At 76.7% G+C, this 13143-nt stretch carries 8 protein-coding genes; 1 reads left to right on the plus strand and 7 read right to left on the minus strand.

The genetic code is table 11. The features are described from left to right. Positions 1 to 18 precede the first annotated feature (18 nt). The 7 genes from fxsT to ACFVGY_RS09475 form a co-directional block, all read right to left on the minus strand. Positions 19 to 3024 (minus strand): FxSxx-COOH system tetratricopeptide repeat protein, encoded by a 3006-nt coding sequence (gene fxsT / locus ACFVGY_RS09445; protein ID WP_385673473.1) that lies wholly within the window; start codon positions 3022 to 3024, stop codon positions 19 to 21. A gap of 109 nt (positions 3025 to 3133) precedes the next feature. After that, a complete protein-coding gene (locus tag ACFVGY_RS09450; protein ID WP_385673476.1) occupies positions 3134 to 4390 on the minus strand; it encodes an HEXXH motif domain-containing protein in 1257 nt (418 codons plus the stop codon). Then, entirely contained in the window at positions 4387 to 5646 is a 1260-nt protein-coding gene (locus tag ACFVGY_RS09455) for an FxsB family cyclophane-forming radical SAM/SPASM peptide maturase (RefSeq protein ID WP_385673479.1), read from the minus strand. The genes ACFVGY_RS09450 and ACFVGY_RS09455 overlap by 4 nt, the downstream gene beginning before the upstream one ends. A 138-nt stretch (positions 5647 to 5784) precedes the next feature. Then, the gene (gene fxsA / locus ACFVGY_RS09460; protein ID WP_385673482.1) at positions 5785 to 6171 is read right to left on the minus strand and encodes an FxSxx-COOH cyclophane-containing RiPP peptide; all 387 of its coding nucleotides are present in this window, start codon (positions 6169 to 6171) and stop codon (positions 5785 to 5787) included. A 119-nt stretch (positions 6172 to 6290) separates the two neighbouring features. Beyond that, positions 6291 to 9716, minus strand: coding sequence for an SAV_2336 N-terminal domain-related protein (locus ACFVGY_RS09465; protein WP_385673485.1), 3426 nt, complete (start codon positions 9714 to 9716; stop codon positions 6291 to 6293). Between the two features lie 5 nt (positions 9717 to 9721). Further along, entirely contained in the window at positions 9722 to 10732 is a 1011-nt protein-coding gene (locus tag ACFVGY_RS09470) for an AAA family ATPase (RefSeq protein WP_385673487.1), read from the minus strand. Between the two features lie 31 nt (positions 10733 to 10763). Beyond that, a complete protein-coding gene (locus ACFVGY_RS09475; protein ID WP_385673489.1) occupies positions 10764 to 12911 on the minus strand; it encodes a trypsin-like peptidase domain-containing protein in 2148 nt (715 codons plus the stop codon). Positions 12912 to 13048: 137 nt separating this feature from the next. Here ACFVGY_RS09475 and ACFVGY_RS09480 point away from each other — a divergent pair. Next, positions 13049 to 13143 (plus strand): DUF6104 family protein (locus ACFVGY_RS09480; RefSeq protein ID WP_385673981.1); only part of this gene is annotated, 95 nt, incomplete at its 3' end.

Here is a 13143-nt window from a genome sequence, read left to right on the forward strand (position 1 = left end):
TACGGCTGGGTCAGGGCCCTACGGCTGGGGCTCGAAGTCCCAGTACGGGCGCATCTGCTGGCGGGCCGAGACGGTGTGGACGTGCTGCGGGCCCAGGGTGCGGGTCAGCGCCTTCAGGCCCGCCTCCTCGTGCTTGGCCGCCTCCGCGTCCTCCCGTACCGAGCGCAGGTCCGCCGCCAGGGCGATCTGCGCACTCAGCGCCATCGGGTGGTCCGGGCCCAGCACCTGCTCGCAGGTGCGCAGCGTCTCGCGGCCGAGGTCCAGGGCGTCCTGGAGGTGCCCGGTGATGTTGCGGTGCCCGGTGGCGTTCAGGGCGCAGCCGAGCGCCCACGGGTGCCGCTCGCCGACCGCGCCCCGCATGCCGACCAGGGCCTGCTCGGCGAGGTTCAGCGCCTCCAGGCGCTCGCCCTGGGCGCGCAGCACCAGGGCGAGGTTGCCGACGGTGCCGATGCTGTACGGGTGGGCGAGGCCCAGCTGCGTCTGGTAGCCGCGCACGACCTCCTCGGAGATCCGCCGGGCCTCGCCGATGTCCCCGTACTCGCGCAGGTAGGTGGCGTAGTCGGAGGCGACCATCAGCGTCCAGGGGAACTCCGCGCCGAAGACCCGCGTGGAACGCTCCAACACGCTGCGCAGCCGGGCCCCGGCGCCGGGGATGTCCCCGGAGCGGCGCAGGCACATGCCCAGGTTGTGCTCGGCGCGCAGGGTCTGCGGGTGGTTGGTGCCGAGCACCTGCACGTTGAGCTTGAGGCCCTGTTCCTGCCGGGCGAGGGCCTCGCGGTAGCGGCCCATCAGGCGCAGCCCCATGGCGCAGCCGATCCCGGAGGAGAGGGTGGCGATGTGGCGGACGCGCAGGACGCGTTCGCGGCGGCGCAGGGTGTCGAGGTCGGTCTCGTACGCCTCCTGGTAGCGGCCCAGCAGCCGGAGTACGACGGCGACGTTGTTCTCGGCGTTGAGGGTGGTGGAGTCGTCCTCGCCGAGGAGCTCGCGGTAGCGGGCGAAGGCGTGTTCCAGCAGTTCCTTGGCCTGCTCGAACTTGGCGGTGCCGAGCAGGACGCCCGCGTAGGTGCTGGTGGCGCGCAGGGTCTCCAGGTCGCGGTCGCCGCGTTCGGCGAGGAGCCGGTCGGCGACGGCCTTGGCGAGGGCCTCGGCCTGCTTGAAGTGCCCGAGCATGCGCAGGGCGCCGCCGTAGTGGTAGCTGAGTTCGCGCACCTGGTCGTGGTCGTCGCCGAGCATCGCCCGCCAGACGGTGTCGGTCTGCTCGGCCAGGCGGAGGCAGGTGCGGTACTCGCCGGCCAGGATCAGGTAGCGCAGGCAGTTCAGCAGGAAGTGCTGGATCCGCGGGTTGCTGCTGGTCAGCACGCCGGCGGTCTCCAGGTGCGGGATCAGCTCGGCGAAGCGGGGCCACAGCCGGGAGTCGGAGGGCCGGCCCGGGTCGGCGGCGGCGAGGACCTGGCGGACGGCCCGGGCGAGCGGTCCGGCCTCCTCCTCGGAGAGGTTCTCGCGGACGATGCCGTGCACCATGCGGTGGAGCTGTACGGTCTCCAGCCCGCCGCCGCCCTCCTCCACGGCCAGGTCGGAGTACTCCAGGCGGACGACGGAGAACTGCACCAGCTTGTTGAGGGCGGCGTTCCACCGGATCTGGTCGTTGATCAGCCCGGCGAGCTGCTCGGGCACGTCGTCGACGGGGAACTCGCGCAGCAGCCGCAGCGGCACGGGGCCGGGCGCGAAGAACACGAACAGCCGGAGCAGGGCGAGGGCGTCGGGGAAGTTCTCCCGGACGTTGTTGAGCAGTATCGCGAGCGCGGTGGGGAAGGGCAGCGGGTAGTCGTCCGAGACGGTGACGGCCTGGTGGGAGTCGAGGCGGCGACGCAGCAGCGCGAGGTAGTCGTCGACGGTCAGCGGGGAGTCGGCGAGCCAGCCGGCGGTCTGGTCGAGGGCGAGCGGGTAGTCCTCCAGGGCCTCGGCGAGCTGGTCGGCCTCCTCGCCGGTGAGCCGGCGGGCCCGGCGGCGGATGAAGGTGACCGATTCGGGCCGGGCGTAGAGCGGGACCTCGACGAGGCTGGTGTGCCGGGAGGCCCACTCGCGGTTGCGGGAGGTGATGATGACGTCGCCGGCGCCGGAGGGCAGCAGGTCGGTGAGGTCGTCGGGGTTGTCGCAGCCGTCGAAGACGATCAGCCAGCGGCTGTACGGGGAGCCGCGCCGCAGCGCCTCCAGGACGGCCCGGATCTGCTCGCCGTAGCTGCCGGCGCCGCGCGGCAGGTCCATCTCGGGGGCCAGGTCGGCGAGCCGTTCGCGCAGGGTGGGCCGGTCCTCGGCGGGGACCCACCACACGACGTCGTACTCGGAGGCGAAGCGGTAGGCGTACTCGGTGGCCACCTGGGTCTTGCCGACGCCGGACAGGCCCAGCAGGGTGACGGTGGAGGCGCCGGGGGGCGCCTCGCTGAGGGCGGCGCGCAGTGTGCCGATGACGTCGTTGCGGCCGGTGAAGCGGGGGTTGCGGCGCGGGACGCGGCCCCAGATCTCCGGGGGGTCGTTGGGGAAGCGGGGGCCGCGGCGGCCGGTCTCGGTGCCGACCCGGTCGGTGGGCAGTTCCAGGCGGCGCAGCACGCGGTACTCGGCCTCGTACGCGTCCAGGCCCCACAGGTCGGTCTTCTCCAGGACGGCGACGGCGCTGGGGAGCGGGGCGTCGGTGAGGCTGACGGCGGCGAACCGGTCGGGGTGGCTGTCGGTGACCGCGCGCAGGGCGGTGTTCCACTCCTCGTCGGTGTGGGTGCCGACGGAGAAGTACCGTTCGCTGAGGACGAGGAGGACCCGGCTGCCGCTGCGGGCCAGGTCGTCGAGGGCCTGGACGAGGCCGCCCTCGTACTTGGGGTCCCAGCGCTGGAGGGCGACGCGGTGGCCGTGCTCCTCCAGCCGGTGGGCGATCCACACGGCCCAGGGCCGGTTGAAGCCGGCGAAGCTGATGAGGAAGCGCTGCGGCCGCGCGGGGGCCGGGTCGCGGTCCTGCCGAATACCGGTGGTCATGCGGCCGTCTCCCTGGGATCCGGACGGTGGACGGGGTGAATCCGGGCGGTGGGCGGGCTTGCATCCGGGCGGTGGGCCGGGTGGAAAAGGTACCGCAGCCGACGGCCCGTCAGCCCTGTTCGTGCGGGGCGAGTTCGGGGTGTTCCGCGTACCAGGCGCGGCGGGCCCGGTCGACGGCGCGGCGGGCGACGGCGCACTGGTCGCCGGGCGGCGGCAGCTCGTCCATGGCCCGTTCGGCCGCGGCCATCGCAGCGGTGAACTCCCGTCCCGTCGGGGTCAGTTGCGGGTGCGAGCGGAGTACGGGCAGGACGGCCGCCACCTGGGCGCGGATCCGGGCGTGCTGGGCCCAGGCTCCGCGGGCGCCGTAGAGGGCGGCGCGCTGCCAGTAGCCGGCGAGGGCCAGGTGGGCGTACGCGCCGTGCAGGAGCCCCTCCAGCGGGCGGGGGTCGGTGCGCCAGGGGGCCCAGTGGCGGGGGGTGGCGTCGGCGGTGTGCAGGGTGAGGACGTCGGCGAGGGCGGTCAGTTTGCCGTGCTGGACCTCGTGGACGAGGGTGGCGGCCAGGGCGGGCGGGGCCTGGGGGCGGGCGAGGACGGATCCGGCGGCCGCGGGCAGGGTGGCACCGCTGGAGCGGGAGCCGCCGGACAGTGGGACCACGGAGCGCAGCAGCAGGGCCGTCTCTTCGGCGCGGGCGGTGTCGTACCGCTCCAGGAGGGTGAGGGCGCCGGTCCACTGGGTGTCCCAGCGCTTGTGGCCCTTGGGGGTGAGGCGGCGGGCCGCGCGCACGGGCGCGGGGCGGGCGTGGCCGGGGGCCCGGTAGGGGTCGAGGTCGTCGAGGGAGGTACGGCCGCCGGGCAGGCTGTGCAGGGGCAGGGCGGCCGGGTCGTCGGGATCCCAGGAGCGTTCGGTGAGGGCGAGCGGGCCGGGCCGGGCCGGGCGCAGCAGGCCGAGGGTGGGGAGGGCGAGGCGGCCGCCGACGGGCCGCAGGGTGGCCTTGAAGGCGATGCCGGCACGCAGGGCGGCGGCGACGGCGAGGGCGCCGAAGTGGCCGAGGTCGGCGGCGGGCCCGTGCGGGGCGTGCAGCCGGCGCAGGGTCTCCTCGGCCCAGACGCCGGTGGCCGGGTAGTGCAGGACGTCGTGGACGGCGTCGGGGTCGTGCCGCTCGGCCTCCTCCAGCAGGGCCCAGTGCTCGGCGGCTTCGCCGGATCGCCCGCCGGGGGCGGAGTCGAGCACGGCGCGCAGCAGGACGAGCCGTTTGGAGCGGCGGATGTCGCGGACGAGGCGGCCGCCCTCGGCGGAGGGTTCGGTGGAGGCGAGGACGCGCAGGACGGGCGGGGGGACGGTGAAGGCGGCGGGGGAGTCGGTCATGAGGCGGCCGCCCGGGGGACGGCGGCGCGGTCGGCGGCGCGGTGGAGGGCGGCGGCGACGTGCCGGATGACGGCCTGGAGGTCCTCGCAGTACACGGAGGGCTGCCGGAAGCCCTCGCCGGCGCGGTAGCGGTGCGGGTAGTGGCCGCCGCCGCAGACGGCGACCAGCTCGCAGGCCCGGCAGGTGTCGGCGAGGGCCGCCGCCCCGAGCTGGCGGGCGGCCAGCCCCGGGTGGTCGAGGAACTCGTCGAAGCTGTGGGTCCGCAGCGCCATCCCGGTGGCGGCCGCCCCCTCGTACGCGGATTTGAGTGAGTCGGCCTGTTCCAGGGTGCCGTCGGTCTCGATCACGGCGGTGGCCGCGGGGGCGAGGCCGAGGGTCTCGGTGGCGGCGGGCAGGCCCAGCAGGAGGGCGATGACCTCCTCGAACATCCGGATCCGGGTCCGCAGCGCCCCGTCGTGCCACCAGCGCTCGAACACGGCGATGAGCCAGTCGGCGTACGGGGTGCTGCCCGGGCGCCGGCCGGGCGGCGGGGTGCTCCAGTTGGCCAGCGGCAGCAGCAGGCCGATGCTCGGCGGGGCGAAGGCGAGCAGGGATTCGTACGTCCTCACCGGATCCTGGGCGGGGTCGATCACGCACAGGACGCCCGCGTAGCTCTCGGGGTGCCGGGCGAGCAGCCGCAGCCCGCGGGCGGCCGCGGCGAACCCGGGCCGCCCGGCGTGGTCCACGCGGCGGGCGTTGTGCTCGGGCAGGCCCCCGTCGAGGCTGACCCCGACGCGGATCCCGGCGGCGGCGAGGGCGGCGAGCCGGCCGCGGGTGAGGAGGGTGCCGTTGGTCTGGACGGTGGCGGTGACCCTGGTCCGGGGGGACGCCGCGCGCAGGGCGGCCCGTACGGCCTCGACGGGTGCGGCCAGCTCGGCGGGGGCGGTGAGCAGCGGTTCGCCGCCGTGCAGGACGAGGTCGACGCGGGTCAGGCCGTGCGCGGCGGCGTGCTCGGCGATGCGCTCGGCGGCGCGGGCGGTGGTCTCGGGGGACATGGCGGCGGGCCGGTCGCGCCAGGTCTGGTCCGCCATCTCGTACACGTAGCAGTAGGTGCAGGCGAGGTTGCAGCGACTGCGGGTCTTGAGCACGAACTGCCTTACCGGGTGCGGGTGGTGGCCGGCCGCGCGGAGCGCGGGGACGTCGATCCGGGCGTAGGGCCAGGGGGCGTGGGCCCGGTGCGCGGGCAGCGCGGACCCGCTCCTGTCCGTGTGCCCCATCGCGTGCACCTCCTGCCCCGGCCGCCTGCCCCGGCGGACGGTCCATCCCTGCCCGGGGTTCGGCACCGGCTAACGGCGGAAACGGGTCAACTGTGGGTGCGCTGCGTGGCCTTGGGGATGCGGTGCGTGAGCGGCCGCTCAGCTGACGCCCGAGTCGAAGGCGTTGAGGATCTCGGCGGGGTGGGTCACCCGTTCCACCATGGCCTCGATCACTCGGGCCAGCACGGGGTGGTCGATCCCGCGCAGTGCGGCCAGGTCGTATCCGGACAGGTCGGGGAGGCGGGCCGTGCAGGCGGCCGGCGCCGCGCCGGGGTCGGCGCCCGCAATCCGTGCCGCGCCGCCGTGGCCGGTCTCCGCATCCGCGTCCGTGTCCGCGGCCGTACCCGTTTCCGTGCCCGTGTCCGTGCCCGCGTCCGCCTCCGCGCCCCTCTCCCTGACCGTCTCCCTGCCCGCCCCCGGGGCCGTTTCCCCTTCCGTCCCCCGCGCCGTCGCTTCCGTGTGCGGTGTCTGATGCCGGATCACCATGGGCTGCCCGTCCCCCTGTTGAGTCGCCGTACCGAATCGCGTGTGGTGTCGCGGTGTCCGATGGCCCGCCCGTGGAACGTGTTCCCGCACGCAGGCCCTTCACGCCCCGTGCGCCGGCCTCACAGCCCGGCCTCCAGGGTGCGGACCCGGGAGGCCAGCGCCTCCCTGCGGTCCGTGGCCGCCTCCCCGAGTCCCCGCCACAGCTCCAGGGCGGACCGGTAGGCGTCGAGCGCCGCCCGGGGCCGGGCCAGCCGCTCCAGCACCCCGCCGCGCAGCTCCTGGACCCTGGCGGCGATTTCGACGGCGACCTCCCGGCGGTCCGCGCGGTCCGCCTCCAGGGCCGCCCGCCAAGCCCGCCGGTAGGAGTCCGCGGCCCGGTCGAGCCGGTCCAGGGCCCGGGTGTGGGCGTGGATCTCCTGCTGGACGTCCCCGTGCTCCCGCCAGGCGCGGGCCTGCTCCAGCGGGCTGCGGCTGTGCCGGACGGCCAGCTCCAGCAGGTACTCCGCCTCCCGCAGGTCCACGACGTCGCCCTCGTAGCCGTGCCGCAGCCGGAGCCCCTCCGCGAGGCGTACGAGCCGGTGCGCCGAGCGGGCGTCGGACTGCGGGACCGCGGCCCGGCTGTCGCGCAGCACCCGTACGGCCGCCGAGGTGAACCGTCGCCCGCCGGCGGAGCGGGACCGCTCCAGGAGGACGTCGCCCCACTCGGGCAGCAGCTCCGCGTAGGCCTCCCCGTCGCGGGGGATCAGCCGGCGGGCCCTGCCGTACGCGTCGGCCGCGTCCTCCAGCGCGGTCGGGTCCCCGTCCCGCGCGGACCGGGCCCGGTGCACGCGGGCCAGGCACACCAGCGCGGCGAGCCGGAGCTCGGGGTCCCCGCCGGCCTCGGCGAGGGCCCGGGCCAGCTGGCCGGACGCCTCCTCCAGCCGGGCGGGCAGATAGCGCAGGGCCGTGGCCAGGTCCACCCGGAGCCGCGCCTCCTGTGCCCGGGCCCGCGCCTGCACCGGCCCGTCGGCCCGTGCGGGGGCGGTGGTCCCCGGCCCGGCTCCGGCCCTGCCGGGACCGGGTTCCGGTGCCGCGGGGCCCACCGAAGTGCCGGTGCCGGTGCCGGTGCCGGTGTCCGTGTCCGCACCGGGCCCCGGTCCCGCCCCCGGCAGGGGACCCGCTCCGGCGCCCGCTCCGGCGCCCGGGCCGGCGTCCCCGGCCGCCGTCTCCGGCAGGCCCGACGCCAGGTGTCCGGCGGCCTGTTCGGCCAGGGCGGTGCGCTCCACCGGATCGGGGGTGCGGGGCAGCAGGGCCAGCAGCACCCGCCCGAGGGCCGGCCGCAGGACCCCCTCGGCCCCGGCCCGCGCCCCGGCCCCCTGCCCGGCCAGCGCCTCCAGCACCGCCCGCGCCTGGAGCAGCGGGATCGGGTCGTCGCGCAGCTCGCCCAGCCCGACCAGGGCCTGGGCCTGCCGCACGACGCAGTCCAGCCGCAGCCGCGCATCGCCGTCGGGGGCGGCGGCCGCGGCGGCGAGCTCCCGCTCGGCGGCGGCCAGCAGCTGCGCGTCCGGCCGTTCGGCCGGCGGGGCCAGGGCCCGCTCGTACAGCACCCGGCCGCGCAGTGCCCGGGCCGGCGCGGTGTCGAGCCCGCTCACCGCCTGCTCGGCCTCGGTCAGCAGCTCCGGGTCCCGCTGCCGGGCCCACAGCCGCAGCAGCGCCCCGGCCAGCTCGCACTCCGCCTCGCCCGCGGGGTCGTCGGGGCCCGCGGGGGCGGTCACCGCGCGGCGCAGCACCGCGACGGCCTCGTACAGCCCGCGCTCGGCGCCGTCACCGCCCTGGCGGTCCTGGGCGGCGATCCGGTCGCGGGCCGTGCGCACGGCCCAGCCCCGCCCGGGCGGGGGCGCGGCGGGCTCCCGGTCGGCGGTGTCCCGTGCGGCCGGCCCGGGCAGGTAGCGCCGTACGACGCGGGCGGAGACCTCGGCGAAGGCCTGCGGGAGCGGCCCGGCGGGGACCCGCCCGTCGCCGTCCTCCTCGACCACCGGTTCCCCGGTGAGCTGGGAGACCGCGAGCGCGGGGAAGTTGCGCACCCCGCGCCCGAAGTGCGCGAGGACGTACTCGGAGCAGTGCTTGAGGACGAGGGCGGCCTCGTCCCGGCCGAGCGGCCCGAGCAGGACGTCCTGCACGCCGGGAGTGAACTCGTACCACTCCCCCGCCGCCGGGCCGCGCCGCAGCAGTCCGCTGAGCAGCACCTCCGCCAGGTCGGAGGGCTCGGAGTCGGGCAGCATGGTGCGCTGGACGAGCCGCATCACCGGCAGGGTCAGCGGGGCCGCCGCCAGGTAGACGGCGAGCTGGACGGCGCGCGGCGAGGCGGAGGAGTAGAAGCGGCGCACGAGTTCGCGGGGCGGCCGCACGGCGCGCGGCGGCGGGACGGGCGCGGCGGGGTGGTCGGCGAGGACCCGGCCCACCTCGGCCGGTACGGGCCCGGTGCCGAACCCGGCGACGAGGCGCGCCCAGGCGCCGAGGGCGGTGGCGTTCGGCGGGAGCACGGGAACGGTGAGGCCGCCGCGGAGCCGGCCGGGGCGGGCGGGCCGGTCGGGCCGGAACCTGAGCCTGCCGGCGCCGCCTTCGACCCGGGTGAGGGTGCCCCGCTCGGTCGGCAGCCAGCTGCGGTTCCACAGCCGCTGGGGCAGCGGCTGGACGACGACGCAGGGCGTGCATTCGGCCCACCGGTGCAGCATCCGCTGGGCCTCGCCCTCGCGCCACAGCGGCCCGGCGCAGTCGGAGACGACCATGGTGAGGGAGCGGCCGCTGGGGTCGCGGAGCTGGTCGCCGGAGCGCAGCCGGGTGCCGCGGGCGGGGGACTGCCCGAGGGCGGCGCGGCCGTCGGCGAGCCGGTGCAGGTAGTGGACCTGGACGTCCCGGAAGGCGCCGAGGCGTTCGCAGACACCGCGCAGGTCCTCGAACATGTCCTGCCACACGGCCATCGAGGGCGAGGCGTCCATGACCAACCGGACGGTCGCCTCGCGCCGGCTCTCGGGCCGCAGGACGGGGATGACCAGCCCGAGGGCCCGCGCGCTGGCCTCGGCGGTGGCCGGCTCGTCGAGGACGAGGCGGGTGGGCCGGCCGGGCGGGCGGTGCCGCTGGAGGGAGCGCAGGGCGCGCTGTATCTCCAGGATCCGCGGCAGGGCGGCCGCGCCGGGGACCCGTACGGGCACGCCGGCGCCGCTGGGGAACGCGGCGGCCTCCTCGGCGACGGTGCTGCGCAGACGGGCGGCGTAGAGCCGGACCGGGTCGTCGGGTCCGGGCCCGGCGGGCGGCGTCCCGTCCTCGGGCGGCGGCTCGTCCTGCCGCCCCGGCCGGCGTACGGGGCGGGTGGCGCCGGCGGGGGCGGAGGCGGGGCCGGGCGGGCCGATCCGGCCGGCGAGCCAGAGCGCGTCGGCGAGCTCCTCGGCGGAGGGGTCGAGTCCGGCCGTGCGCAGCAGGCCGGCGAGGTCGCGGATCTCGGGGGGCGCCGGGGCGGGTCGCCCGGTCGGGGCGGGGCGCCCGGCGGCGGCGGGAGGGGGCGGCATGGGGGTCACCTCGGGCGGTCGAGGCGCTGGATGAGCAGGTCGGCGAGGTCCTCCCGGGTGGGCGGGGAGGCGTAGTGGGTGAGGTAGATGGCGTTCAGGAGCTGGTCGGCGGCGACGAGTTCGGACTGGGAGCGGCTGAGGAACTCGCGGATCAGGTCGGCGCCGAGCCGGGCGGCGTCCTCGCCGAGATGGGCGCGGACCATGGTGGCGAGGCGTTTCTCGCCGGGCTGGCCGAGTTTGAGCTGGATGCAGCGGCGCAGCAGGGCGGCGGGGAAGTCCCGTTCGCCGTTGCTGGTGAGGATGATGAAGGGGAAGGCCCGGCAGCGGACCCGGCCGTCCCGGACGGTGACCTTGGCTCCGTCGTCGGTGAGGACCTGCACCTCGGGCTCGGCGTCGGCGACGCGCTCCAGTTCGGGCAGGGAGAACTCGCCTTCCTCCAGGACGTTGAGGAGGTCGTTGGGGAGGTCGATGTCGCTCTTGTCGAGTTCGTCGATGAGCAGGACGCGGGGCCGCCGGCCGGGCAGCAGGGCGGTGCCGAGCGGGCCGAGGCGGATGTAGGTGCCGATGCCGGGCGCGCCGGCGGGGCTGCCGCCGCTGGCGGCGATCTGAACGTCCTGGAGCCGGGCGATGGCGTCGTAGCGGTACAGGCCTTCCTGGAGCACGGTCCGGGAGACGACCGGCCAGCGCAGCACCCGGCCGAGTTTGAGTTCGTGGGCGACGGCGTGGGCGAGGGTGGACTTGCCGGTGCCGGGGTAGCCGGTCACGAGCAGCGGCCGGCGCAGGTACAGGGCCGCGTTGATGGCCTCCAGCTCCTCGGGCTCGGGCCGGTGGAGTTCGGCGGCCTGCCGGTGCGCGCCGAGCCGGCGGGCGACGTTCCCGTCGCCCGTGGCGGCGGGTAACGGGGGTTCGCCGACCGGCCCGCCGTCGAAGTCCCGCCACGGCGGCGGGTCGGGCAGGGTGTCGATGCCGTCGTGGGGCTCGCCGACCCCCCGGTAGATGAGCCATTCCTCGTTCACGTCCGTCCCCTCCCGTGTCCCCTCCCGCCCGTCACAGGTCCCCCTGCAGCGGCTCTTCCTCGGGCAGGGCGCGGGCCGGGTCCTCCCAGACGAGGGCCATCCCGTTCGCCCAGTAGGCGTCGGGGTCCGCCCCGTGGGCGCGGGCCCGCAGTGCCTGGAGCCGCACCGGCAGTGGTGCGCCCCGCCCCGCTTCGGTCAGCTCCTCGCGCAGCCCGCGGTGGAACGGCGCGCAGGACTCCCCCGGGTCGGCCGGTGGCCGCCGGGTGACCGCCACCCCGTACCCGGCGTCGCGGACCGCGTACAGGGATCCGCGGGTGGGTTCCGCGTCGGCGGCCCGGCAGTGCACCGGCACGGTGTTGTCCGCGAGTCCGTCCAGCCAGGCGGGGGACGGGCTGCGGGGCCGGCCGCGGGCGCAGTCGGCGCGCTCGTCCAGCAGCGGCCCGGCCTGGACGCGGGCCCAGCGGTCGGCCCTGCGGTGGGCTGCGTCGGCGTCGGCGTCGGCGGGGTGCGCCCCGTCCCCTCCGGCGGGGTAGCGCAGCACGACGGGCCGCTGGGCGCCGAGCGGGACCCGGCCGGTCAGGATCCAGGTGTCGACCGGCAGTCCGAACAGTTCGGGGGCCACGACGACTTCGAGGACGGCGGCCGCTTCGTGGGTGTCGCAGCGGCGGAAGGCCTCGGCGAGGGCGTCGCGCACCGCTTCCGGCAGTCCGGCCCGGCTGGCGCGGACGCCGGAGCCGACCGGGGTGACCCGTCCGGGGTGGGCCGGTCCGGCCAGGACGGAGACGCGCCAGTCGTAGACGTCCTCCCAGCCGTGGGCCCAGGCCTCCAGCAGGACGGAGGGCCCCTGGGGCAGGGTGCCGGCGGGCCGTCCGTGCTGCTGGAGGCCCGGTGCCCCGTGCGCGGCGACGCGGGCGCGGCGGCGGCGTTGCCGTTCGGCCAGGCCCTGGTCGCGGCGTTCGCCGAGTTCCCGGCGCAGGGGCCGCCACAGCCGTTCGGCGGTGGCCCGGACCCAGTCCCACAGCTCCTCGTCGGCGCCGGGGGCGGGCGGCTCGCGGAAGTCGGCGACGCTGACGTCGGTGGCGTAGCGCAGCATGGCGGCGGCCTCTCCGGCGCCGCCGGGCGGGTCGTGGAGCATGCCGAGGCCGTCGCGCCAGCTCAGCGGGGCGGGCAGGGCCGGGTCGGGTTCCTCGCCGCGGGCCGCTTCGACGAGGGCCCGGACGGCCTCGGAGGAGGAGGGCGGCGGCAGCTCGGCGAGCAGCCCGCACAGGGTGGTGCGCTCGGCGGGGGTCAGCCGGCCCGCCGCCGTGTACGGGGCGACGCCGGTGCCGGGGAGTCCGTCGGGGCCGGCGGTGGCCCTGGCTACGCCGAGGGCGCCGAGTTCGCCGTGCAGGTCGGTCCAGGTGCGGCGGGTGTCGAGGTCGCTGAGGTGCTGGTCGTAGTGGTACAGGTCGTGGGCCTGCATGACGCGGCGGTAGAGGCCGACCTGGCCGGTGGCGGCCAGGGGCAGGGTGCGCAGCTGGATGACGGAGACGGCGAGTCCGCCGCCACCGGTGTGCCGGCGGGCCTTGACGACGCCGACGACCTCGCCGAAGGCCAGGTCCACGACGGGGCCTCCCGACATGCCGGGTTCGATCTCGTCGTCGTCGCCGAGGCGCAGGGCGGCCCCGCCGGCCGCGGTCCCGCGCAGCCGGGTGGTGCGGCCGGTGATCTCGGGTGTGCCGAGGTCCTCGGTGCAGCCGAAGTAGGCGACCTCGTCGAGGCGCGGCCGGGCGCGGTCGGTGAGGCGTACGCAGGCGTGGGAGACGGGGGCGAGGACGCGGACGAGGGCCAGGTCGGGGAGGTCCCACAGGGCGCGGCGGGCGGGGCGGCGCTCTTCGAGCCGTTCGGGCAGGACGCATTCGACGCGGCCGGTGACGGTCCCGGTGGTGCGGGGGCCGGAGGAGAAGGTGATGCCGAGCTCACGTCCCACGAGACGCACCGCAGCACCCCCTTCGCCGACGACGTGCGCGCACGTCAGGATCCAGCCGGGCGCGATGAAGAAGCCGCTTCCCCAGGTGGGACCGGTCCCAGGGGGTGCATACCCGTCGGGGGCGGCGTGGACGCGTACGGTCGCGGCCTGGACGAGGGGTTCGAGGAGTTCGTATGCGCGTGCGGTGCCGCCGGTGCGCGCGTCTGGCATCCCCCGCCCCTCTCGCGATTGGAAAGGCACTCCAGGCTAGCGCCGGGGCCGCTGGGAGGGGAGGTCTCGCCGGTTATGCGGATTATCCTGGCGGGAAACATCCGCATGCACATCTTCATCACGGCACGGAGCCCGACTTGTACTTCACCGATCGAGGCATCGAGGAGCTGGAGAAGCGGCGCGGCGAGGAGGAGGTCACCTTCGAGTGGCTGGCCGAGCAGCTGCGCACCTT

This window comes from Streptomyces sp. NPDC127106 (assembly GCF_042677605.1).
GTDB lineage: Bacteria > Actinomycetota > Actinomycetes > Streptomycetales > Streptomycetaceae > Streptomyces.